This is a genomic window from Streptomyces afghaniensis (assembly GCF_044327915.1).
Taxonomy (GTDB): domain Bacteria; phylum Actinomycetota; class Actinomycetes; order Streptomycetales; family Streptomycetaceae; genus Streptomyces; species Streptomyces afghaniensis.
The window spans coordinates 550,773-576,727 of the sequence record NZ_JBIRGJ010000006.1 but is presented as its reverse complement, the minus strand read 5'-3'; the positions used below and the strand labels follow the sequence as shown (position 1 = coordinate 576,727).

Here is a 25,955-nt window from a genome sequence, read left to right as displayed (position 1 = left end):
TCATGGCACACCAACCGACGCCGGTGCGCAGGGCCCGGCTGGGCAGGACATTCGGTCCGGAGCCGTCGGCGGTCAGCGGCGTGGTGCTGCTGCTCCCCGGCGGCGACGAGGTCTCCGGCCGCAGACCGTCCCCCATGGTGGCGACCGCCACCGTACGCGCCCTGGGCCGCCGCCTGGCCCGCGCGGGCCGGGGCGAGGGCCTGGTCACACACGTGGTGCACTACCGCTACCGCGGCTGGAACGGCAGCGAGGCCAACCTCGCGGCCGATGCGGCCTGGGCGGCCGACGAGGTCGTACGGCGTTACGGAGACGTTCCCGTCTGCCTCGCCGGTATCGGCATGGGCGGTCGGGCCGGGTTGCGGGCGGGTGGCCACGAGGCCGTCAACTCCGTGCTGGCGCTCGCTCCCTGGCTGCCGGAGGAGGATGTGGCCGCGCCACCCGAACCGGTGAAGCAGCTGGTGGGGCGGCAGGTGCTGATCGTGCACGGCACGAACGACGGGCGGACTGATCCCGAGTTGTCGTTCCGGCTGGCGGCGCGGGCGAAGAAGGCGAATCGGGATGTGTGCCGGTTCGAAGTGCATGCGGACGGGCACGGGTTGACTCAGTACCGGGACGAAGTGCTGGCGCTGGCTGAGGACTTCGTGATGGGGGCCTTGTTCGGGCGGGCCGTGTCGCGGCCGGTGCGGGATGCGCTGGCCGCGCCGCCGCCGTTGGGGTTGCGGATGCCGTTGGCTGCGGGGTTCAGTCCTTCGAGGCGGTAGCGCCGTTTGAGTGCCTGTGGTCATCGGGGTGCGGGCGCATGGGGGTTGCTCGCGCCCACGCGGCGGAGCCGCATATGAATACAGCCCCGCGCCCCTAGGTCGGCAGCAGACTGCCCCTTCTTGAGAGCAGGAACCTTTTGAAGGCTGCCACCGGGGGTGTGTCCGGGTGGCCCTCCAGCCAGGCCACGCCGATCTCTCGGGCCGCCCGTGGGGCCGTCACCGTCAGTTCGACCACCCCCGGGCGGGGCACGGCGGGCGGGGGCAGCAGAGCCACTCCCAGGCCCGCTGCCACCAGGCCCCGCAGGGTTTCCGCCTCCTCGCCCTCGAAGGCGATGCGGGGCTTGAAGCCGGCCTCCTTGCAGAGGTCGTCGGTGATCCGGCGGAGGCCGTAGCCGGGTTCCAGGGTGACGAACATTTCGTCCGCCGCCTCGGCGAGGCGGATGCGGCGCCGGCCCGCGAGGGGGTGGTCGGCCGGGACGACGAGGCGGAGCTTCTGCTCGTCGAGGCGGCGGGCGACCAGGTCGGGGGCGTCGGGGACGGGGGACGTCAGGCACAGGTCCAGTTCGCCGGCGCGGAGGCGTTCGAGCATGGCCTCGCCGTAGTTCTGGACCAGGCTGAAGCGGACGCGCGGATGGTCGGCGCGGAAGGCCTGGAGGAGGCCCGGGACCGTCTCGGCGCCCATGGTGTGCAGGAAGCCGAAGGCGACCTTGCCGGTGGCGGGGTCGGCGTCGGCCCGCACTTCCTCGGCGGCGCGCTCGACCTCGGCCAGGGCCCGTTCCACGGAGGTGAGGAAGGTGCGCCCGGCCGGGGTGAGGGAGACCGTACGGCCGTGGCGGGCGAAGAGGTCGACGCCGAGGTCCTGCTCCAGACGGGCCATGGACCGGGAGAGGGTCGACTGGGGGACGTTCATCTCCTGGGCGGCACGGGTGACGTGCTCGGTGCGGGCGACGCCGGCGAAGTACGCGAGGCGGGGAGCCAGCACCCTGGACATCTCCGCCATGTCTTCTGTGTCACTGGACGGTGACAGCCGAGCCGCTGAACTGTGTTGATGCGCCATGGGAACGATTATGGCGGTTCCATGCATTGGACGGATCAGTGGGCGCGTACGTAGTTTCGAGGCATGTCTCCCGCCAGTACCGGGGCGTCCACCATCGTGGGCGCCGATGCCGCTGTCCCTGCCGCCGACTCACGTATGTCCCCGGGCGGGCCCGGCTACCGCCGGATGAGCCTCGCCCTCTTCCTCGCGGGTGTCGCGACCTTCGCGCTGCTGTACTCCACACAGGCGCTGCTCCCGCTGATCTCCGGCGAGTTCGGGGTGGCGGCGAGCGACGCGAGCTGGACGGTGGCCGCCGCGACGGGCGGGCTGGCGTTGTTCGTCCTGCCGATGAGCGCCCTGTCGGAGCGCTTCGGACGGCGTGCGGTCATGACGGCCTCGCTGGCCGTGGCGGTGACCGTCGGACTGCTGGTGCCCTTCGCCCCGTCGCTGGGTGTCCTGGTCGTGCTGCGGGCGCTCCAGGGCGCGGCCCTGGCCGGGCTGCCCGCGTCGGCGACGGCGTACCTCGCGGAGGAGGTCAGCCCGAAGGCGCTGGTCACCGCGATCGGACTGTTCGTCGCGGGCAACAGTGTCGGCGGGATGAGCGGCCGGGTCATCACCGGCTGGGTCGCGCAGGAGTGGGGCTGGCGGGTCGCCGTCGGTGTGATCGGCGCGCTGGCGGTGGCGTGCGCGGTGGCCTTCCGGCTGCTGCTCCCCGCCCCGCAGAACTTCAAGGCCGGCTCGCTGCGGCCGCGCGTGCTGGCCCGGACGGTCCGTGACCACCTGTCGAACCCGCTGCTGTGCCGGCTGTACGCGATCGGCGCGCTGTTCATGACGGTGTTCGGCGGTGTGTACACGGTCATCGGCTACCGGCTGACCGAGGCGCCGTTCTCACTGCCGCAGGGCATCATCGGCTCGATCTTCCTGGTGTACCTCGTCGGCACGGTGTCGGCGTCCACGGCCGGCCGGCTGGTGGGCCGGCTGGGCCGCCGTGGCGCGCTGTACGCGGGCGGCGGTACGACGGCAGCCGGCCTGCTGCTGTCCCTGGCGGGGTCGCTCCCGCTGGTCCTGCTGGGCCTGGTCCTCATCACGGCGGGCTTCTTCGCGGGCCACGCGGTGGCCTCCTCGGCGGTCAGCAAGACGGCCACGACCGGCCGTGCGCAGGCCTCGGCGCTCTACCAGTCGGCCTACTACATCGGCTCCAGCGCGGGCAGCACGGTCGGCGCGATCGCCTTCCACGCGGGCGGCTGGGCCGGGACGGTCGGGGTCGGCCTGCTGGCGGTCCTGGGCGTCGTCACGATCACGGTCTTCGGGACGCGGGCGGCTCGGATGCAGCGACGACTGGCCACGGCCGCCTGAGCCCGGAGCCCGGGCCGTTCCCCCTGGTCGGGGCCGGTTGTCAGTGGGCGCGGATAACGTCCGCCTCCGCTGACCACCGGATTCGACCAGGGGGATTTTTCATGGAGTTCCGCATCGACCGTACGGCGTTCGCCGAGGCCGTGGGCCGGGCCGTACGGGCGCTGCCCGCGCGGACGCCGGTGCCGGTGCTGGGCGGGCTGCTGCTGGAGGCGGACGCGGGGCGGCTGGCCGTGACGGGCTTCGACTTCGAGGCGGCGGTGCGGGTGGCGGCCGACGCCGAGGTCGCGGTGCCCGGGCGGGTGCTCGTCCTGGGGCGGCGGCTGCTGGACGTCTGCCGGGTGCTGCCGGACGGGCCGGTGAGCTGCGCGCTGGAGGCCTCGCGGTTCACGGTGGAGGCGGACGGTACGCGGTTCGGGCTGTCGACGCTGCCCGTCGCCGAGTACCCGGCCCTGCCGGTGCCGCCCGCGCCGTACGGCACGGTGGACGGCGCCGCGTTCGCGACGGCCGTCGCCCAGGTCGCGGTGGCGGCCGGGCGCGACGACACGCTGCCGCTCCTGACGGGCGTCCAACTGCGCCTGGACGGCGGTCAGATGACCCTGGCCGCTTCGGACCGCTACCGGTACGCCGTGCGGCGGCTGGAGTGGCAGCCGGGTGCGGCGGCCGACGGCGTGGTGGAGACGTTGCTGCCCGCGCGGCGCCTGCTGGACGTCGCGCGGTCGCTGAGCCGCTGCGAGGACGTGCTGATCGGCTGGGACCCGGCCGCCGGGGGCGGGCTGATCGGCTTCGAGGGCGGGCGGACGCGGACGGCGCTGCGGCTCCTGGACGGACGGCTGCCGACGTACAGGTCGCTGTTCGACATGGCGGGGGCCGCGGTCGCCGAGGTGGAGTGCGAGGGGCTCGCGGAGGCCGTGCGGCGGGTCGCGGTGGTGGCGGAGGCGAACAGTCCGGTGCGGCTGGACTTCTCGTCCGACGGGTCCGTCATGCTCCGCGCCGGCTACGGCGACGACGTGGCGGTCCAGCGGCTGCCCGCCACGCTGACCGGCGCCGACGAGATGCCGGTGGCCTTCAACCCGGCCTATCTGCTGGACGCGCTGACGTCCTTCGAGAGCCCGCGCGTACGGCTGGAACTGCTCGGGGCGGGGCAGCGGGCGCTGCTGCACGCGGTGCCGGACGGCGGGGCCGCCGGGGTGGCCGGGGAGCTTGCCGGGGAGACGGCCGGGGAGCACCGGCATCTGCTGATGTCGGTGAAACAGCTGGTCTGAAGCGCCGCTCCTGCCTGCGCTTTTGTGCGCTCGGGGGGCCGTTGTCAGTGGGCTGCGGTAGCTTCCGAAGTGCTGGACGCGATGGCGCGTGACAGAACTTCCACAGGGGTGGGTGGACGATGACGAACGGCACGGCGACACCGACAGATCTGGACACCAGGCTGGAGGCACACCGCACCGAGCTGACGGGGTACTGCTACCGGATGCTCGGCTCCTCCTTCGAGGCCGAGGACGCGGTGCAGGACACGATGGTCCGCGCCTGGCGCAGCTACGACAAGTTCGAGGGCCGCTCCAGCCTCCGCTCCTGGCTGTACCGCATCGCGACCAACGTGTGCCTGGACATGCTGACCGCGGGCAACAAGCGGGCCAGGCCCATGGACCTGACCGAGTCCACCCCCCTCGCGCAGGCGGCCCTGACCCCCCGCCCGGACAACACCTGGCTGGAGCCCATGCCGGACGCCCGCGTGCTGCCCACGACCGGCGACCCGGCGGAGGCGGCGATAGCCAAGGAGTCCGTGCGGCTCGCCTTCATGGCCGCCCTCCAGAAGCTGCCGGCCAAGCAGCGGGCCGTGCTGATCCTGCGCGAGGTGCTGGCCTGGAAGGCCAGCGAGGTCGCCGAGCTGCTGGGCACGTCGGTGGCGTCGGTCAACAGCGCCCTCCAGCGGGCCCGCGCCACCCTGGCCGAGCGGCAGGAGCCGGGCGCCGAAGCGGCCGTCTCCGACCCGCTGGACGAGGACCAGCAGAAGCTGCTGGACCGCTATGTCGCGGCCTTCGAGGGCTACGACATGACGGCGCTGACGGCCCTGCTGCACGAGGACGCGGTCATGACGATGCCGCCCTTCGACCTGTGGCTGACCGGCGTCGGCGACATCACCGGCTTCATGACCACACTCGGCGCCCCCTGTGCGGGCTCCCGGCTGGTGCCGGTCCAGGTCAACGGCCTGCCGGGGTTCGCCCAGTACAAGCCGGATCCCGAGACCGGCGGCTTCACACCGTGGGCGGTCCAGGTGCTGGAGATCTCAGACGGCCGGATCACCGGGTTCCACTGCTTCCTCGACACCAAGCGCTGGTTCCCGCTCTTCGGCCTGCCCCTCCACCTCGAAGCGGAGACCGGCCAGGTCCAGGAGGGCGCGTAGGGCCGGGTCGGGGTCGCGCAGCCGTATCCGGCCCCCGGCCCGCCGGGCGGCCAGCTGGAGCCGCGCGAGCAGGTCGACGGCGGCGAGCCCGGGCGGCCCGAGGCCTCCGACATCGCACACCACGACCCGGGCACGGCTGGTTCGCAGCAGTGCCCTGACGTCGTCGCTCAGTCGGCTCACCTCGTCCCGGGCGACGGGACCGGGGAGCACGAGCACGGGGGGTGTCATGGCGTCCACGGTTTGTAGACCGGGCGGGCGGCGGTAATTCATCGCGGCTGTCCGTCCTCTCGGCGCCGTAAGGATCACATTGACCTGAGTACGGCCTTCCCCGGAGGGTTGGCTGTATGCCCCATGCATCTGCCCCTCCCGCGCTGTCCGATGCACGTGTCGCCGGTGAGGGGGCCTTGTGCAGGGGGTGCTGAGCGGCTTCGCGGTCATCGCCGTCGTCATCGGGGTCGGCTATCTAATCGGCCGCCGGGGGTATCTGGGCGACGGCGGGCGCGAGGTCCTGACGAAGCTGGCCTTCCACGTGGCGTCTCCCGCCCTGCTCTTCACGACGCTCGCCCGGGCCGACCTGTCGGTGATCTTCTCCGACCGGCTGCTGGTCACGGCGATGAGCACGGCAGCGGCGGCGGGTGTGTTCGTGGCGGTGGGTGCCGTGCGCGGCTGGGGTGTGGGCCGGACGACGATCGGCGCGCTGTGCTCCAGCTACGTCAACTCGGGCAACCTCGGCATCCCGATCGCGGTGTACGTGCTGGGCGACGCGTCACTGGTCGCGCCGGTGCTGCTGTTCCAACTGGTGGGTGTCACGCCGGTGGCGCTGACGGTCCTGGACCTGACGAGCGGCGGGGAGAAGCGGCCCTTGTGGCAACGGCTGCTCACGCCCCTGCGCAACCCGATAGCCCTGGGCTCCCTGGCGGGTGTGGCCGTCTCGGCGTCGGGCCTCGCGGTGCCGGGTCCTCTGATGGACCCACTGACCCTAATCGGCAACATGTCGGTCCCGGCGGTCCTGCTGGCCTTCGGCATCTCCCTGCGCGGCAGCACGCTCCCGCTGCGCGGCGCGGAACGGGCCCCTGTCCTGCTCGCCGTGACCCTCAAGGCGGTCGTCCAGCCCCTGGTCGCCTGGGCCCTGGCGACGGGCGTCTTCGGCCTGCACGGGGCTTCCCTGCTCGACGTGGTGGTGACGTCGGCGCTTCCGGCGGCGCAGAACCTGTTCACGTACGCGAGCAGTTATCGGGTGGGCGAGGTGCTGGCGAGGGAGGCGATCTTGTTGTCGACGGTGCTGGCGGTGCCGGTTCTGGTGGTGGTAGCGGCGGTGTTGGGGTGACTCAGGTCCCGCACGCCGAACGGGACCGGCGGGGGTCCACCGATCCCGTTCACCCGTATGCGGAAACCCCTGGTCAGGCGATACGTTCCAGCACCACCGGCGATGCCGTGAAGGCCGTCCCCGGCGCCGCGATGTCGTACGAGCCCTCGACCGCCTGGAGGGCGTACCCGAAGCGCTCGGGCGTGTCCGTGTGCAGGGTCAGCAGGGGCTGGCCCTCGGTGACCTGGTCGCCCGGCTTGGCGTGCATCTCCACGCCCGCGCCCGCCTGCACCGGGTCCTCCTTGCGGGCGCGGCCCGCGCCGAGGCGCCAGGCCGCGACGCCGATGCCGTAGGCGTCGAGGCGGGTCAGGACGCCCGAGGCCGGGGCCTTGATCACGTGCTGTTCGCGGGCCACCGGCAGCGCCGCGTCCGGGTCGCCGCCCTGGGCCGTGATCATGCGGCGCCAGACGTCCATCGCCGAGCCGTCGGCCAGGGCCTTCGCCGGGTCGGCGTCCCTGATGCCCGCCGCGTCGAGCATCTCGCGGGCCAGGGCGATCGTCAGCTCGACCACGTCCGCCGGGCCGCCGCCCGCCAGGACCTCCACCGACTCGCGGACCTCCAGCGCGTTGCCGGCCGTCAGACCGAGCGGGGTCGACATGTCCGTGAGGAGCGCGACCGTCTTCACGCCGTGGTCGGTGCCGAGGCCCACCATCGTGGAGGCCAGCTCGCGGGCGTCCTCCAGGGTCTTCATGAAGGCGCCCGTGCCGACCTTCACGTCGAGGACCAGCGAGCCCGTGCCCTCCGCGATCTTCTTGGACATGATCGAGGAGGCGATCAGCGGGATCGCCTCGACCGTGCCCGTGACGTCGCGCAGGGCGTACAGCTTCTTGTCGGCCGGGGCCAGGCCGTCACCCGCCGCGCAGATCACCGCGCCGGTGCCGTCCAGGACGGAGAGCATCTCCTCGTTCGAGAGCAGGGCGCGCCAGCCGGGGATCGACTCCAGCTTGTCCAGCGTGCCGCCCGTGTGGCCGAGGCCGCGGCCGGAGAGCTGGGGGACAGCGGCGCCACAGGCGGCCACCAGGGGGGCGAGCGGGAGGGTGATCTTGTCGCCGACGCCGCCGGTGGAGTGCTTGTCGGCCGTCGGGCGGGACAGGGACGAGAAGTCCATGCGCTCGCCGGAGGCGATCATCGCGGCCGTCCAGCGGGCGATCTCGCGCCGGTTCATGCCGTTGAGCAGGATGGCCATCGCGAGGGCCGACATCTGCTCGTCGGCCACCTCCCCGCGGGTGTACGCGTCGATGACCCAGTCGATCTGCTCGTCGCTGAGTTCGCCGCGGTCCCGCTTGGTGCGGATGACGGAGATGGCGTCCATGGCCATGGCTTGGGCTTCCTTCCGAGGTTTCCAGAAGCCGTACGGCCCCCCTGAGCCGGTCGCGTGAGCAACTCAGGGGGGCCGCACGGGGATTACTTGGTGAGGTGCTCCGGGCCGAAGGCCTGGGGCAGCATCTGAGACAGCGGCAGGATGCCCGCCGGGGTCTCCAGCAGCAGGTCCGGGCCGCCGAACTCGTGCAGCAACTGGCGGCAGCGGCCGCACGGGACGAGCGTCTCGCCGTTCCGGTCGACGCACGTGAAGTGCGTCAGCCGGCCGCCGCCGGTGTTGTGCAGCTCCGACACCAGGCCGCACTCGGCGCACAGGCCGATCCCGTACGAGGCGTTCTCCACGTTGCAGCCGGAGATGATGCGGCCGTCGTCGACCAGGGCCGCCACGCCCACCGGGTAACCGGAGTACGGGGCGTACGCCCGGGACATGGCGTCCCGGGCCACCGCGCGCAGCTTCTCCCAGTCGACGGCCGCTCCGGCGTCGGTCACTTGCCCTGCCCCTTCCGGTACGGCAACCCGTCCGCCTTCGGCATGCGCAGCCGCTGGGCGGACAGGGCGAGGACGACCAGGGTGATGACGTACGGCGTGGCGGAGACCACCTGGTTCGGGACCTCGTTGGTGGTCGCGTACCAGGCGAACACCAGGCCGCCGACGACCAGGGTGATCACGGCCTGGACGTACTTCTTGCGGACCACCAGCCAGATGGCGCCGATGAGCAGCAGGAGTGCGCCGAGCAGCAGCAGGGCGTGGACGTTGGCCGAGCCGCCGCGCAGGTTGAGGCTGTCGGTGTAGCCGAACAGACCCGCGCCGAGGGCGAGGCCGCCGGGCATCCAGTTGCCGAAGATCATCGCGGCGAGACCGATGTAGCCGCGGCCGCTGACCTGGCCCTCCAGGTAGAAGGGGTTGGCCACGATCGACAGGAAGACACCGCCGAGGCCGGCCAGGCCGCCGGAGATGATCACGGCGATGTACTTGTACTTGTAGACGTTCACGCCGAGGGACTCGGCCGCGACCGGGTTCTCGCCGCAGGAGCGCAGCCGCAGGCCGAACGCGGTGCGCCACAGGATCCACCAGGTGCCGGGGATCAGGGCGACGGCGATCAGGGTCAGCCAGGAGACGTTGGTGACCAGGCCGCCGAGCAGGCCGGCGATGTCGGAGATCAGGAACCAGCCCTTGTCGTTGAGCTCCCTGAGCCCGTCGGAGAGTCCGGGCACGGTGAAGTTGCCGAGGGAGTCCACCGCCGGGGACTGCTTGGCGGAGCCGCCCGTGTGGCCCTCGAAGGCGAGGGGCGCGAGGTAGCGGGTGGCGCCGAGGGCGAGGATGTTGATGGCCACACCGGAGACGATGTGGTTGACGTTGAAGGTGACGGTCACGAAGGCGTGCAGCAGGCCGCCGAGGCAGCCGCCGATGATGCCCACCAGGACACCGGTCCACGGGCCCCACTGGAAGCCGGCCCAGGCGCCGAACCAGGTGCCGAGGATCATCATGCCCTCGAGGCCGATGTTGACCACGCCCGCGCGCTCGGCCCACAGACCGCCCAGACCGGCGAGGCCGATCGGCACGGCGAGCTGGAGCGCGGTGGACATCTGGCTGACGTTGGTGATGCCGTCGGCGCCGGTGATGAGGCGGACGATCGAGGTGAGCGCCAGGCCTCCGGCGATGATCAGCAGCAGGACGGGCCACGACAGGCGGCGGCCGGTCGGCGCCGCGGGCTGCAGCGTGGGCTGGTTGAGGTCGGTCGCGGTGGTCATCGGCCAGCCACCTCCTTCGTGGTGTTGTTGTTGCCGAGGACGTGACCGGCGGCCAGTTCGGCGCCGACCCGGCGCTGCTGGCGGCGCAGGCCCCACTCGCGGACGGCCTCGTAGGAGACGACGACCGAGAGCACGATCAGGCCCTGCATGATGACCGCGATCTCCTTGTCGTAGCCGTGGAAGTCCAGCTCGGGCGAGGCCTTGTCGAGCCAGGCCCACAGCAGGGCGGCGAAGGCGATGCCCACGGGGCTGTTGCGGCCGAGCAGGGCGATGCCGATACCGAGGAAGCCGATGCCGGTGGGGAAGTTGAGGCTGTAGGTGTGGGTGTCGCCGAGCAGGATCGGCAGGCCGGCGAGGCCCGCGATGCCGCCGGAGATCAGCATGGCGCTGAGCACCATGCGCCCCGGGTCCACACCGCTGGCCGCGGCGGCGCTCTGCGAGGCGCCGGAGGCACGCAGGTCGAAGCCGAAGCGGGTGCGGTTGAGGACGACCCAGTAGCCGATGCCGAGCAGGACTGCGAGCAGCACCAGGCCGTAGATCTCGCCGGCCGCGCCCATGGGGATGCCGGGGATCCAGCCGGACTCGTGCATCTCGCCGGTGGTGTTGTTGTTGCCGACCTTCACACCGAAGACGCTCGGCAGCCACAGGTAGGCGATCACGGAGGTGGCGATCGCGTTGAGCATGATCGTGGCGACGACCTCGCTGACGCCGCGGGTGACCTTGAGGACACCGGCGATGCCGGCCCAGAAGGCGCCGGTGAGGACGGCGGTCAGCAGCAGCAGCGGGACCTGGAGGGCGGCCGGCAGAGCGACGTGGGCGCCGACGATCGCTGCCAGCATCGCGCCGAGCTGGTACTGCCCGTCGACGCCGATGTTGAACAGGTTCATCCGGAAGCCGATGGCCACCGCGAGCGCCGCGATGTAGTACATCGAGGCCTGGTTGATGATCAGGACCTGGATGTCGGAGAAGCTCAGCTGCTCGAACATCAGGGCGAACGGCTCGACGGGGCTCTTGCCCGACGCGACCAGCACGATCGCGCTCAGGACGAAGGCCACGGCGAGCGCGATGACCGGTCCGGCCACCGCGAGGAGCACGCGCTCCCTGTCGAACTTCTTCATCAGCGGGCCTCGTCTTCCGGAGACTCGGGGGCGTCGGCCTTCGAGATCTCGGGGGTCTCTTCGTGCGCGAGGTGCCCGGTGGCGGCACCGGTCATGGCCGAGCCGAGCTCCTCGGGGGTGATGGTGGCCGGGTCGGCGTCCGCGACCAGCTTGCCGTTGTAGATCACGCGCAGCGTGTCGGACAGGCCGATGAGTTCGTCCAGGTCGGCGGAGATCAGCAGGACGGCCAGGCCCTCGCGGCGGGCCTCGCGGATGTGGTCCCAGATGGCGGCCTGGGCGCCGACGTCCACGCCCCGGGTGGGGTGCGCGGCGATCAGGAAGCGCGGCTTGTGGCTCATCTCCCGGCCGACGATCAGCTTCTGCTGGTTGCCGCCGGAGAGGGAGGCGGCGGTGACGTCGATGCCGGGGGTGCGGACGTCGTACTCCGTGACGATCCGGCGGGTGTCCTCCTGGGCCGCCTTCGGGTCCAGCCAGACGCCCTTGGCGAGCGGCTTCTCGGTGACGTGGCCGAGGATGCGGTTCTCCCAGAGGGGTGCCTCCAGGAGCAGGCCGTGGCGGTGGCGGTCCTCGGGGATGTAGCCGATGCCCTGCTCGCGGCGCCTGCGGGTGGGCCAGGCGGTGATCTCCTCGTCGGCGAGCCGGATGGTGCCGGAGTCGGCGGCCTTCAGGCCGATGAGCGCGTCGACCAGCTCGGTCTGGCCGTTGCCCTCGACACCGGCGATGCCGAGGACCTCGCCCGCGTGGATGGTGAAGCTGATGTCGTCGAGGAGGGCCTTGCCGCCGGGGGCGGCCAGGCGCAGCTTGTCGACGCTGATGACCGGGCGGTCGGTGACCGTGGACTCGGCCGTCTCGGGCGTGGGCAGTTCGCTGCCGACCATCATCTCGGCGAGCTGGCGCGGGGTGGTCTCGGCGGGGACGGCCGTGCCGACGGTGGTGCCGCGGCGGATGACGGTGATCTCGTCGGCGACGGAGAGCACCTCGCCGAGCTTGTGCGAGATGAAGATGACCGACAGGCCCTCGGAGCGCAGTTCGCGCAGGTTGGCGAAGAGGGCGTCGACCTCCTGCGGGACGAGCACGGCGGTCGGCTCGTCCAGGATGAGGGTGCGGGCGCCGCGGTAGAGGACCTTGAGGATCTCCACGCGCTGGCGAGCGGCGACGCCGAGCTCCTCGACCAGGAGGTCGGGCCTGACGTCGAGGCCGTAGCGCTCGGAGAGCTCCTTGATCTTGCGGCGGGCCTTGGCGCCGATGCCGTACAGCTTCTCGCTGCCGAGCACGACGTTCTCGAGGACCGTGAGGTTGTCGGCGAGCATGAAGTGCTGGTGGACCATGCCGATGCCGCGGACGATGGCGTCGGCCGGCGACGAGAAGCTGACCTGCTCGCCGTCGACGGCGATGGTGCCCTCGTCCGGCTTCTGCATGCCGTAGAGGATCTTCATCAGCGTCGACTTGCCGGCGCCGTTCTCGCCGACGAGGGCGTGCACGGTGCCCTTGCGGACGCTGAGGTGGATGTCGTGGTTGGCCACGACGCCCGGGAAACGCTTCGTGATCCCGGCGAGCTCGACGGCGGTCACCGATTCCTTGACCGCCGCTCCGGCCGGAGGGCTGCTGGACGCGTTGATGGCGCACTCTCCTGGGGACGGGGGCCGTCTACGCGCGTAGCGCCCCTACGGCATACAAAGGGGCCGACGAACCGCGACAACGGGGTACGAGGAGCAGCCTCCCCGTACCCCGTCGAGCGGACGTAACCCCGGGGGTTACCGCCTGCTTCGAGGCAGTCGGTCGTCAGCTGCTCTTGACCTTGATCTCGCCGCTGATGATCTTCTCCTTGGCCGTCTTGATGGCTTCCTGAAGCTCGGCGTCGTCCGCGAACTTCGGGTTGGAGTCCGACAGGCTCACCTCGCCGGTCTTCAGATCGCCACGAACGATACCGGTCTCGGGCTTGCCGTCCTCGACCGACTTCGCCAGGTTGTACACCGCCTTGGCGACGTCCTTCATCGCCGAGGTCAGGATGGAGTCCTTGTACTTGGCGAGGGCTTCCTGCTTGTACTGGTCGGAGTCGACACCGATGGCCCACACCTTCTTGGCGGCGGCGGCCTCGATGACGCCCTGACCGGACAGGCCGGCGGCCGCGTAGACGACGTCGGCCTTCTTCTCGATCTGGCCCTCGGCAGCCGTCTTGCCCTTGTCAGGGCTGGAGAAACCACCCTCCTCGGCCGTCTGCGTCAGGTACTGCGACAGGACCTTCACCTTCGGGTCGGTGTCCTTGACGCCCTGCTCGAAGCCCGCCTGGAACTTGTGGATCAGCGGGATGTCCACACCGCCGACGAAGCCGACGACCTTCGACTTGGTGCTCTTGGCGGCGGCGACACCGGCCAGGTACGAGGCCTGCTCCTCGCTGAAGACGAGGTCGGCGACGTTCTTGGTGTTGATCGTGGCGTCGTCGACGATGCCGAAGGTGGTCTTCGGGAACTTCTCCGCGGCGCCCTTGACGGCCGCGGCGTACGCGTAGCCGACGCCGATGACCGGGTTGTAGCCCTGCTTGGCCAGGGAGACCAGACGCTGCTCCTTGTCGGCGTCCGTCTCGCCCTCGGTGGGCTCCAGGTCGGCCGTCTGGTACCCGAACTCCTTCTTCGCCTGCTCCAGGCCCGCGTACGCGGCGTCGTTGAAGGACTGGTCGCCCTTGCCGCCGACGTCGTACGCGATGGCGAGGCCCTTGTTCCCCTTCGAATCCGACGACCCGGAGGTCGAGGTGCTGCCACAGGCGGAGAGAGCGAGGGCCAGGGAGGCGGTCGCTGCGCCTGCGACCGTGATCCGGGAAATCCGGCGCATGTGTGGGTGCTCCTGTCGTACTACCGGGGCCGCATAGCGCCGGGACGGTTCAGCTTCGGCGCTGGCTTCGCCGCAGATTAACGCGCGTAGACCTGCCTGAAAACCCCTTCTGTCCACCTTGTTATGCGCCCGTGGCCAAGCCATCACCCGGCCTTGGCCGGGGCGTTGCCGACCGCGAACGGAGGGTGGCGCTGGGTGATCCGGTTCCCGGTTCCCGGCCTCTGATTCCTGGGTCTCCATGAGAACGGCGGAGCGGGGGGGGCCCCCCGGGGGCCCCCCCCGCTCCGGCAGTCGCAGACCGTTGACGCACTACTCGGTCTTGACCTTGATGGAACCGTCGGTGATGCCTTCCTTGGCCTTCTCCACGGCCTCCTTGAGGCCCGCGACCTTGGCGAACTCAGGGTTCGACTCGGAGAGGCCGACGCCGTTGACCTTCAGGTCGAAGGTCTGGGTGCCGGTCAGCGGCTTGCCGTCCTGGACCGACTTGGTCAGCGCGTAGACCGCGCCGCCGACATCCTTGAGCGCGGACGTCAGGATGTAGTTCTTGTACGGAGCGAGAGCGGGATGCTTGTACTGGTCGGAGTCGACACCGATCGCCCAGGCCTTCGCCTTGGCGGCGGCCTCGATCACGCCCTGACCGGAAAGACCGGCGGCCGCGTAGAGCACGTCGGCTTTCTTCTCGAGCTGTCCCTCGGCGGCGGCCTTGCCCTTGTCGGGGCTGGAGAATCCGCCCTCCTCGGCCGTCTGCGTGAGGTACTGAGACAGGACCTGCACCCCGGGCTTGGTGTCCTCGACACCCTGCTTGTAGCCGGCCTCGAACTTGTGGATCAGCGGGGTGTCCACACCGCCCACGAACCCGACGACGTCGCTCTTCGTGGCCTTGGCGGCGGCGACACCGGCGAGGTACGAGGCCTGCTCCTCGGCGAAGACGAGGGAGGCGACGTTCTTGCCCTCGACCACGGAGTCCACGATGCCGAAGGTGGTGTCCGGGTACTTGGCGGCCGCGGCCTTCATCGCCGGGGCGTAGACGAACCCGACGCCGATGACCGGGTTGTAGCCCTGCTTGGCCAGCGAGACCAGACGCTGCTCCTTGTCCGCGTCGGTCTCGCCCTCGGTGGGCTCGATGTCGGCCGTCTGGAAGCCGAACTCGTTCTTGGCCTTCGTCAGGCCCGCGTAGGCGGCGTCGTTGAAGGACTGGTCGCCCCTGCCGCCGACGTCGTACGCGATGGCGACGCCGCGGTCCTTGTTGTCGCTGTCACCACTGTCACCACTGGTGCCGCCACACGCCGTGGCGACGAGCCCGAGCGACGCGACCCCCACCGCGACGCGGGTCAGTTTGGAAATCCGACGCATCGTGAAGTTCCCCATTCTCCAAAGCCCCGCAGCGGGTGCTCGGTTCGGCGCACATTAACGCGCGTAGACACTCCTGGGAACGGTTCGTCGCGGGGCCGTTATCCATTCGTGCCGATGGCCGGTTACGCCCTTGTGAACCACGGGATCGAACGGGGTCGAAAGGTGTACTCGGGCACACGGCGCATGCCTGCTGGTCACGCGCACCAGGCTGCCGTGGGGCTGCGCCGCCCGCAACCGGAGGCGCCGCCCTGCGGGTGGCCGGGGCCGGGGCGTGGCCGGGGGCCAGGGGTGGTCGTCGCCGGGGCCCCGCGTCCGGGTGCGGCGCCGTCGTGGCTGGTCGCGCAGTTCCCCGCGCCCCCAAGCAGGTGGCTTCAGCCGCGCCCGGTCCCAGCGCCCCCAGCGTTCGCCGGGCAACCGGAGGCGCCGCCCGGCGGGTGGCCGGGGCCGTGGCGTGGCCGGGGCCGGGGGTGGTCGTCGCCGGGGCCCCGGCGTCCGGGTGCGGTGCCGTCGTGGCTGGTCGCGCAGTTCCCCGCGCCCCCAAGCAGGTGGCTTCAGCCGCGCCCGGATCCCAGCGCCCCCAGCGTTCGCCGGGCAACCGGAGGCGCCGCCCGGCGGGTGGCCGGGGCCGTGGCGTGGCCGGGGGTGGTCGTCGCCGGGGCCCCGGCGTCCGGGCGGTGCCGTCGTGGCTGGTCGCGCAGTTCCCCGCGCCCCCGAGCAGGTCGCTTCAGCCGCGCCCGGATCCCAGCGCCCTCACGAGGGACTAGCGCAGGCCGTTGACCAGGGCCGCTGCTGTGAAGAGTTCCACTCCTACCGTGATCGCGGACTCGTCGACGTCGAAGTCGCCCTGGTGGAGGTCGCGTACGTGGCGTTCGCCGGGGGTGCGTACGCCCAGGCGGGCCATCGCGCCGGGGACGTGTTCCAGGTACCAGGAGAAGTCCTCGCCGCCGAGGCTCTGCTCCGTGCCGAGGACCGAGTCGACGCCGCGTCGGGCGATCATCGCGTCGCGCAGCAGTTCGGTCACACCGGGCTCGTTGACGACGGGCGGGACGCCTCGGACGTAATTGATCTCCGACTTGGCGCGGTACAGGTTGGCGATCTCGTCGATCGCGGCGACCACGACGTCGGGCGCCTGCCGCCACGCCTCGATGTCGAGACACCGCACGGTGCCGGAGAGCTCGGCGTGCTGCGGGATGACGTTGGGCGCGTGCCCGGACTCCACGCGGCCCCAGGTGATGGCGAGCCCGCTCCGGCTGTCGAAGCGCCGGCCGACCAGGGCGGGCACGTCCGTGACGACGCGGGCGGCCGCGGTGACCAGGTCGGTCGTGAGGTGGGGGCGTGCGGTGTGCCCGCCCGGGCCGTTCAGGGCGATCTCCAGCCGGTCGCAGGCCGAGGTGATGGGGCCCTCCCGGAGTCCGACCTGCCCCGCGTCCACCCGGGGGTCGCAGTGCACGGCGATGATCGCGCCGACCCCCTCCAGCGCCCCGCACTTGATGACGTCGGCGGCACCGCCGGGCAGGACCTCCTCGGCGGGCTGGAAGATCAGCCGGACGGGACGCGGCAGCAGGCCCTGCTTGTGCAGTTCGGCCAGGATGAGACCGGCGCCGAGGACGACGGTGGTGTGCACGTCGTGGCCGCAGGCGTGCGCGCGGTCGGGCACGGTCGAGCGGTACGGGCAGTCGCTCTTCATGTCGGGGATGGGCAGGCCGTCGATGTCGGCCCGCATGGCGAGCATGCTGGGGCCCCCGGCCCACTGTTCGCCCTCTACACCGATGTCACAGACGAGCCCTGTCCCGACGGCGAGTACGCGCGGCTTGAGGCCGGCCCTCTCCAGCCGCTCCTTGATCGCGGCTGTCGTGCGGAACTCCTGGTTGCCCAGCTCCGGGTGCATGTGCAGGTCGCGTCGGAACGCGATGAGCTCGGCGCGCAGAGCGTCGGGCAGCGCACCGGGAAGTACGGCTCCCCCGGGAAGATCGACCTCGGACTCCAGTGACATCAATTGCTTCACCCTCTGAAGGGTAGGGCGCCAGGGCGGTCGGCTGACCCTCGATCAACAAAACTTCAACCCGTTAGGGGCAGAAAATATGACCGCCGAACGTATAGCTATCAAGTGAGATGGGTAAACTCGCCCGCCTTTAGGGCCGAGCCGGTCACCACGACCCACAGAGTGTGACATCGACCACATCTGCGCCTCGGCGCCGTTATCCACCCATCCTCCTCCACGGATACCACGCCCTGCGCGGGGAACACGGCCTTGTTCGTCTGGCGGACGCCCGGCCCGGATAGTGTGCGCCCCGTGCGCGCCGACAGCCCCGACTTCGTCCAGTCCACCCAGGCCTCGTACGACGCCATCGCCGAGGACTATGCCGCCGGGTTCCCGGACAGTCTCGCCGGGAGGCCGCTGGAGCGGGCCCTCCTTGCGGCCTTCGTGGATCTGGTGCGTGCCCCCGGGGCGCCGGTGCAGCCGCCGGTCGCCGACATCGGCAGCGGGCCCGGGTACGTGACGGCCCGGCTGCACGACCTGGGGCTGCCGGTGTTCGGGGTGGACGTCTCACCGCGCATGGTGGCCCTGGCCCGCCGGGCGCACCCGGGGCTGCGGTTCCATGTCGGTTCGATGACGGCGCTGGACCTGCCGGACGAGACGCTCGGCGGCATCGTCGCGCTGTACTCGATCATTCATGTGCCGGACGAGCATCTGCCCTCGGTCCTCGCCGGTTTCCACCGCGTCCTGGTGCCGGGGGCGCCCGTGCTGCTCGGGTTCCAGTCCGGTGCGGAGGACGGCCGGGCGCGTCTCACCGAGCGCTTCGGGCAGGAGATCTCGCTCGACTGCTACTGGCGCACGCCGGAGACCGTCGCGGCGCGGCTCAGGGAGGCCGGCCTGGAGCTTCATGCCCGCGTTCTGCGGGAGGCAGAGGGCGAGGAGCAGCGTCCCCGGGCGTTCCTGCTGGCACGCAAGCCGGCTCCTGCCGGAGCGTGAGCCGCCGGGCCGTCAAGGGCTGGTCGCCTACTCGCCTGACAGTCCGCTGACGCGGTCGACCCCGCCAAGGCGCCTCCGGGACGTCAGCCGGCAGTCACCGCACCCGCCGCACCCGCCGGGCCGGCGATACCTGCCGAACCCACCGCCCCAGCCGAGCCGGCCATGCTCCCCGGGCCCGCCGAGCCCGCCGAGCGCGGCGTCCCAGCCGAGCCCGCCGTGCCCGTGACACTCCCCGGGCCGGCCGTACCCGCCGGACCGGTCGGGCCCCCGGCGGGCGCCGAGCCCCTCGGGCCACCGGAGCCGGCCGTACTCGCCGGACCACCCGTCCCGGCCGTGCTCGCCGGATCCTCCTGATCGCCCGTCCCCTCCCCCGGCCCCGCAGCCGACAGCCGGTGCACGTCCCGTGCCGCCCCCGTCACCCCCGACAGGAAGCCCTGGGCGCGAGGGGAGGCGTGGTCGGTCAGCCAGGTGGGGTCGATGTCGCAGACCGCGACGCGGACCTCCGTGCCGGAGAGGGCGAGCGGAAGGGTGTGGACGACCGTGGAGGGGAAGCTGAGGATCGTCCGGCCGATGGGGCCGCGGCGGGCGATCAGTTCGAGGGGGAGTTCGGGGCGGACGATCTCCAGGCCCGTCTCGACCGCGAGCCGGTGGAGCTTGTCCGTGCTCTCGCGGCGGTGGGCGAAGTAGCGGGTCGCGCCGTGGGCCCCGGCCAGCGTGCGGACGGCCTCCAGGTAGTGGTCGTCGTCGACCACGCCCGTCTCCACCAGGGACGTGCCCACCATGTCGGCACCCTTGGTGATGCGGGGCGGGCCGAAGCGGGCCCGGGTCCAGGCGAAGTCGTTGGCGCTGACGGTGACGCCCGCCGGGGTCTCCTCCATCGGCATGGAGGAGAAGATCTCGACGTGGCGATCGCCTCCGGGGGTGAGGCGGCGGCGGGCCGAGGCCGACACCGGCGCGAAGACCAGGTCGCGCGGGCCGGGGCGGCCGCCCTTGCGGTGCCAGCGCACCAGCCGTTCCCCCCGGGCCAGTTGGCCGACGAACTCCATGGTCGCCGTGCCGTCGTCGACGACGACCAGGTCACGGGCCCTCGTGATCGTCAGCAGCAGTTGGACGTAGCGGGAGAAGGGGTCCCCCAGTACGACCCGGCGCGCCCTGCGGAGCAGGCCGGTCAGGCCGCCGATGGTCTGGAAGGGCGCCAGGGGCCCGCCGCGCGCTTCCTCCCAGCGGACCTGGTGCCCCTCGTCGCGGGCCAGGTCGGACATCCGCCGCAGCTGGCCGCGCGTCATCGGGTCGACGGGCGACAGCACCACGAGGGTGAGCCCCACGCCGGGCGCATGCGCGTGCGCCCACTCCAGCACGTTCAGCAGCTGTACCGGACTCTCGACGAACGCGAGAGTGTGGGGGCCGGCGTTCCCGGCGCGGGGGCTCATCGACGTACGACCGTCCCGTCGTAAGGGGGGTTGTGGGGGTGGTGCGCTCAGACGCCGACCGGCTCGCCCGCCGCGTCGGCGATCTCCGCCTCGGCGACCACGCCGGCGACGCGGCGCAGCTTCTTCATCGGGGCCAGCTCGGACTCGTAGACCTTCTTCACGCCGTCACCGAGGGAGGCCTCGATGGTGCGGATGTCGCGGACGAGGCGGGTGAGGCCCTGCGGCTCCACGGAGGCGGCCTGGTCCGAGCCCCACATGGCGCGGTCGAGGGTGATGTGACGCTCGACGAAGGTGGCGCCCAGGGCGACCGCGGCGAGGGTGGTCTGCAGGCCCGTCTCGTGGCCGGAGTAGCCGATCGGGACGTTCGGGAACTCCTTCTCCAGCGTGTTGATCACACGCAGGTTGAGCTCCTCGGCCTTCGCCGGGTAGGTCGACGTGGCGTGGCACATCAGGATGTTGTCCGAGCCGAGGACCTCCACCGCGTGGCGGATCTGCTTCGGGGTGGACATGCCGGTGGAGAGGATCACCGCGCGGCCGGTGGAGCGCAGGGCGCGCAGCAGCTCGTCGTCGGTGAGGGACGCGGAGGCGACCTTGTGGGCGGGGACGTCGAACTTCTCCAGGAAGGCGACGGCCTCGGTGTCCCACGGGGAGGCGAACCAGTCGATGTTCTTCGACTTGCAGTACTCGTCGATCGCGCGGTACTCGTCCTCGCCGAACTCCACGCGGTGGCGGTAGTCGATGTAGGTCATCCGGCCCCAGGGGGTGTCGCGCTCGATGTCCCACTGGTCGCGCGGGGTGCAGATCTCCGGGGTGCGCTTCTGGAACTTGACGGCGTCGCAGCCGGCCTCGGCGGCGGCGTCGATCAGCTTGAAGGCGTTCTCCAGCTCGCCGTTGTGGTTGATGCCGATCTCGCCGCAGACGTAGACCGGGCGGCCCGGGCCGACCTCGCGCGAACCGAAGCGGCGGATACGGGAGTTGGTGCTCATGGCAGAGATGTCCTTACTTGGTGAGGGAATCGAGAGAGGGGCCGAGGATCCAGCTGGCGATCTCTCGGATCGCGCCGTCGCCGCCGGGGACGGTGGTGACCGCGCGTGCGGCGCCGCGCACGACGTCGTGGGCGCTCGCGACCGCCACGGGCCAGCCCACGAGGGCGAAGCACGGGAGGTCATTGACGTCGTTGCCGACGTAGAGCACGCGCTCCGGCGCGATGCCCTGCTCCTCGCACCACTGCTTCAGCGCGAGGTCCTTGCGGTCGATGCCGTGCAGCACCGGGAGCTTGAGCTTCCGGGCCCGGGCGGCGACCACAGGGTTCTGTTCCGTGGACAGGATCAGCATCTTCAGGCCGCTCCTGCGGAGGGCCGCGATGCCGAGTCCGTCCCCGCGGTGCACGGAGACGAACTCCCGTCCGTCGGAGTCGACCAGCACCCGGTCGTCGGTCTGGGTGCCGTCGAAGTCGAGGACGACCGCGTCGATGTCGTCGGCGGTCGGCAGCGAGCCGGGGCGGTCCGCGTCGAAGAGCGGCGCGAGGGCCCGGGCGCGGGCGAGGTCGTGCGGGTCGTCGACCTCCAGCACGCGTGCGGCGTCGGTGCGGACCAGTTCGGTCCGGCCGAAGAAGCGGTGCTGGTGCTTGCGGAAGCCGGCCGCCTCCATGGCGTAGGCGGCGCCGGTCTCCAGCAGGTCCTGGGGGCGGTCCTGGCGGCGGGGGCGGAAGGACTTGTCGTGGTTGACGCCGTAGCCGCCGCCGACGGCCGCGTCGCTCTCCGCGACGGACCCGGCGGCGACCTCGTCGTCGGCGTCCCGCCAGATGAATCCGTGGAAGGGCGCCACGGTCACCGCGGTGTCGGCACCGTTCTCGGTGATGGCCCCGGTGACTCCGTCGATGTCCTCGCGGATCAGGAAGGGGCTGGTGCACTGCACGAGCAGGACCACGTCCACCGGCGCGCCGTGCAGGGCCTCGTGCGCGTCCATGGCGTGCAGCACGGCGGCCTCGGAGGTAGCCGTGTCGCCGGCGATGGCGGCGGGCCGCAGTACGACCTCCGCGCCGGCCTGGCGGGCGGCGGACGCGATGGCCTGGTCGTCGGTGGAGACCACGACGTCCGTGACGAGCCGGGCGGCGCGGCACTCGCGCACCGCCCGCGCCACCAGCGGGACACCGCCGACGGGGAGGAGGTTCTTCGCGGGGACGCCCTTGGAGCCGCCGCGCGCGGGGATCACCGCGAGCACGCGGCGCACCGAGGCGCCTCGGCTCGCTTCCGGATGGGACATGGGGTGTACTCCTTGGGCTCCTTGGGCGGAGGGCTCGGTGCGGCTCACAGCTCCCCCATCCGCCGGATGACGGGCGCCACGCGCTGCACGCCGTGCCGGTAGGCGCCGCGCGCCGCCCGGCGCACGATCTGCCGGACCGGGCCGGGCTCCTTGTCGGCGGCCGGCGCGCCGGGCAGCGGGGTGCCGTCCGGGCCGAGGTGGTGGCGGGCGAGGATCCCGGGCAGATAGCCGGGCGCGGTGACGGGTGTGTAGTACGGGGCCAGCGGCGGCAGGCCGCCGGGCCGGTCGAGCAGCTTGGCGATGCGTTCGCGTGCCGCGTCGAAGGCGGATGCGTAGGAGCCGTCGGCCACGACGCCTTGCCGGGCGACCCACTCCTCGTCGGGCGCCGGCCGGTGCCCGGCGTCGAGCTGGTCCCAGGAGGCGAGGCAGCCGGAGCCCACGAAGTGGTGGTTGCCGAGGGCCTCACGGACGCCCAGGTCGGTCAGCACGACGGTCGGGATGCGGCGGTGCAGCGACTCCAGGGCGGCCGTGGAGCTGACCGTCACGAGCAGGTCGGTGCGGTCGAGGACCTCGCCCATGTTCCCGTAGACCAGGCGGAAGTTGGCCGGCGGATCGAGGCGCTGCACCAGCTTCTGGTACGGCAACTCCTCGATGTGGGTGGTGTGTTCGCCCGGCTTGGACCGCAGCTTCAGCAGCACCTCGCGCTCGGGGTGCCTGCGGGCGTGCTGCACCAGCCGGTTCAGCAGGTACGTACGGTCCTTGCGGCTCTCCGGCACGGAGGGCTGGGCGGCGAAGACGACCGTGTAGGGCTCGTGTTCGCCGGTGTAGGGGGCGCCGCCGAGGAACGGCAGGGCCACCTCGGTCACCGACGTGGCGTCGGCGCCCACCCCTTCGTAGACGGCCCGGAAACGGTCCGCGTCCTGGCGGGAGTTGGCGAGGACCAGGTCCGCGCCGTGCCGCAGCAGCAGGCCGTCGGCGAGCTTCTCGTAGACGACACCGACGTAGCCGGTGACGACGACGGGCCGCGAGGTCCGGTTCTGCCAGGCGCGCCCCAGGCCGTGCAGCATCGCCTGCACACCGCCGCCGACGAGGGCGAGGACGAGGACGTCGTAGGACTCCTCGGCCATGGTGCGCAGGAACTCGACGGCGGTGACCTCCCGCAGCGAGTCGGCGCGCACGCCCACCTCCTCCAGCTGGCGCGGCGTGGGCGTGGCCCGGCCGCGCAGCAGGAATCCGTCGAGGGCGGGGCCGGCTTGCGCGCTCTCGCGCGGTCCGGTTTCCATGGACTGTCCCGGGGCGATGCGGTGCGCGGTGAGCGCACCCCATTTCCATCGGGTGTCGGAGTCCGCGAGGACGGCGATTCGCGGGCGCTTCGGTGTACTTGCTGGCACATCGAAGACGCTAGGAAGCAATTCCTAGGTATGGCGGAACCACGACTCAACGAAAAGTTAACAACACCCCACCGGGAGCCGAACTGGCCCGTGGCGAACGGGGAAGTACACGGGGTGCACCGTTCTGACACATTGAGTTCACCCAGTGTATGTTCACCGGAAAGTTCCGGAGCCGGACGGCCTCCTAACGTTTTGCGGGTGCCTAAGCTTTCCGTGATCGTGCCGTTCTACAACGTGCAGCAATACGCCCCGGACACCCTCAGAAGCCTTCGGTTGAACGCCGACCGTGATTTCGAGTTCATTCTGGTCGACGACCATTCGAAGGACGAAACACCGGCCATTCTCGAACGGGCGGCCGAGGATCTTTCGGATGTCGCGCAGGTGCGTTACATCCGACACGAGAAGAACGGAGGCCTCGCCACCGCCCGCAACACCGGCCTGGACGCGGCGCAGGGCGAGTACCTGACGTTCCTGGACGGCGACGACTGGCTGGCCCCCGGCTATCTCGCCGAACTGGTGTCCGCCCTGGACGAGTTGGGCTGCGACTTCATCCGCACCGACCATGTGCAGGCCACCGCGCGCGCCCGTTCCGTCTCCCGGGTCCCGGTCGGCCGGCGCTGGGAGGCGTTCAGTCCGCGGGACGCGATCCTCCCCTCCCACCGCTCGACCTCGGTCGACTACGCCTACGCCTGGGCCGGCGCCTACCACCGCCGCCTCCTCGACAGGGGCGTGCTCCACTTCACCGACGGACTGCGCACGGCCGAGGACCGGCCGTGGATCTGGAAGCTGCACCGCGAGGCGGAGTCGTTCGCCGTGGTGAGCCTGCTGGGCGTGTTCTACCGGCGCGGCGTGGCCTCGTCCCTGACCCAGATCGGCGATGTCCGCCAGCTCGACTTCATCCGCGCCTTCGACCAGGTGATCGAGGAGACGGCCGCCGACCGTGAGGCCGACCGGCTGCTGCCGAAGGCGGTACGGACGTACTGCGCGATCATCGCGCACCACCTTTCCAACGAAGACAGGTTCGAACCGGCCGTGGCGAGGCAGCTGCGGTCGATGAGCGCGGCGGCCATCAAGCGCATGCCGCAGGACGCGCTCGGTGACGCACTGGAGGCCATGGACATGGACCGCTCGTCCAAGCTGCGGCGGCTGCGGCGCAGGGTCACGCCGGCGGGAGCGGCCGCCTGATGCCCGGGACCACACAGATCTTCTGCGCCTCGACGCTGTACGGCGTCGCCACCCTGGCCGCCGCGATCGACTCCGACCTCTTCGAGGAGCCGGACCGCCGGGTGCTGCTGGTGTTCAACAACTCGGCGAACCCGGAGACCACCCCGGCCCTCGACGAGATGCCGGGCTTCGCGCCGCTGCGCGAGCACTTCGACGACGTGCTGTCCTGGAACGACGCCATCCGCCCGTTCCACCCCGGGGCGTGGACGCCGCGCTCCGACGACATCCCGCTCTTCGAGCGCTATCTGCGGATGCTGTGGGGCCTCGGCGACGACCGGGTGAGCCTGGTCCTGGAGTCCATCCAGGTCGCGCCCGCGCTCACGGTGGCGCAGTTGTTCACCGACGCCCCCATCGACGTCTACGCAGACGGGCTGATGAGCTACGGCCCCACGCGCAACAAGCTCGACCCGCTGGTCGGCACGCGCGTGCGGCGGCTGCTGCACCTGGACCTGGTGCCGGGGCTCACGCCGATGCTGCTGACCGAGTTCGAGGTGCCGGCGCGGCTGGTGCCGTCGCCCGCGTTCCTGAAGGTGCTGGGCGAGGTCACCGAGACCGTGCCCGAACTGCCCGACCTGCCCGGCGACGCGGCGCTGCTGCTCGGCCAGTACCTGTCGGCGCTGAACATCCTCTCCCCCGAGGAGGAAGAGGACCTGCACGTGCGGATGATGCGGGGCGCGGTCGCCCGCGGCCACCGCACGGTCGTCTTCAAGCCGCACCCGACCGCACCGGCCCGCTACAGCCGCGCCCTGGAGACCGAGGCCGAGAAGCTCGGTGTGGACCTCACCGTGCTGGACACGCCCGTGCTCGCGGAGGTGCTGTTCGACCGGACCCGGCCCGCGCTCGTCATCGGCTGCTTCTCCACCGCACTGTTCACGGCCTCGGTGCTCTACGAGCTGCCGGTCGCGCGCATCGGCACCGAGCTGCTGCTGGAGCGGCTGACGCCGTACCAGAACAGCAACCGGATCCCCACCACCCTGGCGGACGCGCTGCTGCCCGACCTGGACGGCGGCGAGGACGGCGACCTGCTGCCCGCGGAGCTGCTGTCCGACCTGGTGACCGCCGTCGGGTTCACCATGCAGCCGCAGATCTATCCGGACCTGCGCCCGCAGGCGGAAGCGTTCCTGTCCCGGCACCTCGGTCCGCGCACCCGGCGGTACTTCAAGAAGCGCCGTCTCACCTCGCTCGGACTGCCCGGCGGCATTCCGCAGCGGCTGGCTTTCCTGCCCCGCAACTCCACGGCACGCCGGGTGGTCCGGCGGGCACGGGCGCTGCGCAAGGCGGTGCGCCGCTGAAGAAGGTGTGTCCGGCGGCCGGGCTCGGCAACGTCCAGATGAACCCATGGAGACCGGCAGGCGAAGGCTGCCTCTGTCGAACGTTTTAGCG

Annotated in this window: 21 protein-coding genes and 1 pseudogene; 8 read left to right on the top strand and 14 right to left on the bottom strand. The window is 71.5% G+C overall.

Translation table 11 applies throughout. The annotated features are described in order from the left end of the window. Window positions 1-2: 2 nt before the first annotated feature. On the top strand, window positions 3-761 hold the full coding sequence (locus tag ACH4G3_RS25095) for an alpha/beta hydrolase (protein WP_397626598.1): 759 nt from the start codon (window positions 3-5) through the stop codon (window positions 759-761). Window positions 762-855: 94 nt separating this feature from the next. Here the strand turns inward: ACH4G3_RS25095 and ACH4G3_RS25090 are convergent, their stop codons facing one another. Continuing rightward, window positions 856-1,818 (bottom strand): LysR family transcriptional regulator, encoded by a 963-nt coding sequence (locus ACH4G3_RS25090; RefSeq protein WP_397626597.1) that lies wholly within the window; start codon window positions 1,816-1,818, stop codon window positions 856-858. A gap of 63 nt (window positions 1,819-1,881) precedes the next feature. Here ACH4G3_RS25090 and ACH4G3_RS25085 point away from each other — a divergent pair, with 63 nt between their 5' ends. From ACH4G3_RS25085 to ACH4G3_RS25075, 3 genes are all read left to right on the top strand, one after another. Continuing rightward, a complete protein-coding gene (locus ACH4G3_RS25085) occupies window positions 1,882-3,153 on the top strand; it encodes an MFS transporter (protein WP_397626596.1) in 1,272 nt (423 codons plus the stop codon). 101 nt (window positions 3,154-3,254) lie between these two features. Continuing rightward, window positions 3,255-4,415, top strand: coding sequence for a DNA polymerase III subunit beta (dnaN, locus tag ACH4G3_RS25080; RefSeq protein ID WP_397626595.1), 1,161 nt, complete (start codon window positions 3,255-3,257; stop codon window positions 4,413-4,415). A 119-nt stretch (window positions 4,416-4,534) separates the two neighbouring features. Beyond that, complete coding sequence (locus ACH4G3_RS25075) at window positions 4,535-5,551, top strand: sigma-70 family RNA polymerase sigma factor (protein WP_397626594.1); 1,017 nt, start codon at window positions 4,535-4,537, stop codon at window positions 5,549-5,551. Here ACH4G3_RS25075 and ACH4G3_RS25070 read toward each other — a convergent pair. Beyond that, on the bottom strand, window positions 5,435-5,779 hold the full coding sequence (locus tag ACH4G3_RS25070) for an STAS domain-containing protein (RefSeq protein ID WP_397626593.1): 345 nt from the start codon (window positions 5,777-5,779) through the stop codon (window positions 5,435-5,437). The two genes, ACH4G3_RS25075 and ACH4G3_RS25070, sit on opposite strands and share 117 nt — an antisense overlap. A gap of 178 nt (window positions 5,780-5,957) precedes the next feature. On the opposite strand from ACH4G3_RS25070, the gene ACH4G3_RS25065 reads away from it, so the two are divergent. Beyond that, on the top strand, window positions 5,958-6,878 hold the full coding sequence (locus ACH4G3_RS25065) for an AEC family transporter (protein WP_397626592.1): 921 nt from the start codon (window positions 5,958-5,960) through the stop codon (window positions 6,876-6,878). Between the two features lie 73 nt (window positions 6,879-6,951). Here the strand turns inward: ACH4G3_RS25065 and ACH4G3_RS25060 are convergent, their stop codons facing one another. The 8 genes from ACH4G3_RS25060 to ACH4G3_RS25025 form a co-directional block, all read right to left on the bottom strand. Then, the gene (locus ACH4G3_RS25060) at window positions 6,952-8,235 is read right to left on the bottom strand and encodes a thymidine phosphorylase (protein ID WP_397626591.1); all 1,284 of its coding nucleotides are present in this window, start codon (window positions 8,233-8,235) and stop codon (window positions 6,952-6,954) included. An 86-nt stretch (window positions 8,236-8,321) separates the two neighbouring features. Continuing rightward, window positions 8,322-8,726, bottom strand: a complete 405-nt coding sequence (locus ACH4G3_RS25055) for a cytidine deaminase (protein WP_397626590.1) — start codon at window positions 8,724-8,726, stop codon at window positions 8,322-8,324. Then, window positions 8,723-9,988: an ABC transporter permease gene (locus tag ACH4G3_RS25050; protein ID WP_397626589.1), complete on the bottom strand. Its 1,266-nt coding sequence runs from the start codon at window positions 9,986-9,988 to the stop codon at window positions 8,723-8,725. The genes ACH4G3_RS25055 and ACH4G3_RS25050 overlap by 4 nt, the downstream gene beginning before the upstream one ends. Further along, a complete protein-coding gene (locus ACH4G3_RS25045) occupies window positions 9,985-11,106 on the bottom strand; it encodes an ABC transporter permease (RefSeq protein WP_397626588.1) in 1,122 nt (373 codons plus the stop codon). The genes ACH4G3_RS25050 and ACH4G3_RS25045 overlap by 4 nt, the downstream gene beginning before the upstream one ends. Continuing rightward, on the bottom strand, window positions 11,106-12,677 hold the full coding sequence (locus ACH4G3_RS25040; protein WP_397626587.1) for an ABC transporter ATP-binding protein: 1,572 nt from the start codon (window positions 12,675-12,677) through the stop codon (window positions 11,106-11,108). Before ACH4G3_RS25040 ends, ACH4G3_RS25045 begins: the two co-directional genes overlap by 1 nt. A gap of 211 nt (window positions 12,678-12,888) precedes the next feature. Continuing rightward, a complete protein-coding gene (locus ACH4G3_RS25035) occupies window positions 12,889-13,935 on the bottom strand; it encodes a BMP family lipoprotein (RefSeq protein WP_397626586.1) in 1,047 nt (348 codons plus the stop codon). 309 nt (window positions 13,936-14,244) lie between these two features. Continuing rightward, window positions 14,245-15,288 carry a BMP family lipoprotein gene (locus tag ACH4G3_RS25030; protein WP_397626585.1) on the bottom strand — a complete coding sequence of 348 codons (1,044 nt, stop codon included), beginning with the start codon at window positions 15,286-15,288 and terminating at the stop codon, window positions 14,245-14,247. A gap of 760 nt (window positions 15,289-16,048) precedes the next feature. Then, window positions 16,049-17,281: a M20 family metallopeptidase gene (locus ACH4G3_RS25025; RefSeq protein WP_397626726.1), complete on the bottom strand. Its 1,233-nt coding sequence runs from the start codon at window positions 17,279-17,281 to the stop codon at window positions 16,049-16,051. A gap of 300 nt (window positions 17,282-17,581) precedes the next feature. Here ACH4G3_RS25025 and ACH4G3_RS25020 point away from each other — a divergent pair, with 300 nt between their 5' ends. Then, the gene (locus ACH4G3_RS25020; RefSeq protein WP_397626584.1) at window positions 17,582-18,262 is read left to right on the top strand and encodes a class I SAM-dependent DNA methyltransferase; all 681 of its coding nucleotides are present in this window, start codon (window positions 17,582-17,584) and stop codon (window positions 18,260-18,262) included. A gap of 380 nt (window positions 18,263-18,642) precedes the next feature. On the opposite strand, the pseudogene ACH4G3_RS25015 reads toward ACH4G3_RS25020, so the two are convergent. The 4 genes and pseudogenes from ACH4G3_RS25015 to ACH4G3_RS25000 all read right to left on the bottom strand — a co-directional run. Beyond that, window positions 18,643-19,692: pseudogene (locus tag ACH4G3_RS25015) on the bottom strand (hypothetical protein); the annotation flags it as partial. A 47-nt stretch (window positions 19,693-19,739) separates the two neighbouring features. Then, complete coding sequence (locus tag ACH4G3_RS25010; protein ID WP_397626583.1) at window positions 19,740-20,678, bottom strand: N-acetylneuraminate synthase family protein; 939 nt, start codon at window positions 20,676-20,678, stop codon at window positions 19,740-19,742. A 13-nt stretch (window positions 20,679-20,691) separates the two neighbouring features. Then, entirely contained in the window at window positions 20,692-21,957 is a 1,266-nt protein-coding gene (locus ACH4G3_RS25005; RefSeq protein WP_397626582.1) for a cytidylyltransferase domain-containing protein, read from the bottom strand. Between the two features lie 44 nt (window positions 21,958-22,001). Beyond that, window positions 22,002-23,348: a DUF6716 putative glycosyltransferase gene (locus ACH4G3_RS25000; RefSeq protein ID WP_397626581.1), complete on the bottom strand. Its 1,347-nt coding sequence runs from the start codon at window positions 23,346-23,348 to the stop codon at window positions 22,002-22,004. Between the two features lie 198 nt (window positions 23,349-23,546). On the opposite strand from ACH4G3_RS25000, the gene ACH4G3_RS24995 reads away from it, so the two are divergent. Then, window positions 23,547-24,533 (top strand): glycosyltransferase family 2 protein, encoded by a 987-nt coding sequence (locus ACH4G3_RS24995; protein WP_037670434.1) that lies wholly within the window; start codon window positions 23,547-23,549, stop codon window positions 24,531-24,533. Then, window positions 24,533-25,864 (top strand): alpha-2,8-polysialyltransferase family protein, encoded by a 1,332-nt coding sequence (locus ACH4G3_RS24990; protein WP_397617206.1) that lies wholly within the window; start codon window positions 24,533-24,535, stop codon window positions 25,862-25,864. Before ACH4G3_RS24995 ends, ACH4G3_RS24990 begins: the two co-directional genes overlap by 1 nt. The last annotated feature ends 91 nt before the right edge of the window (window positions 25,865-25,955 follow it).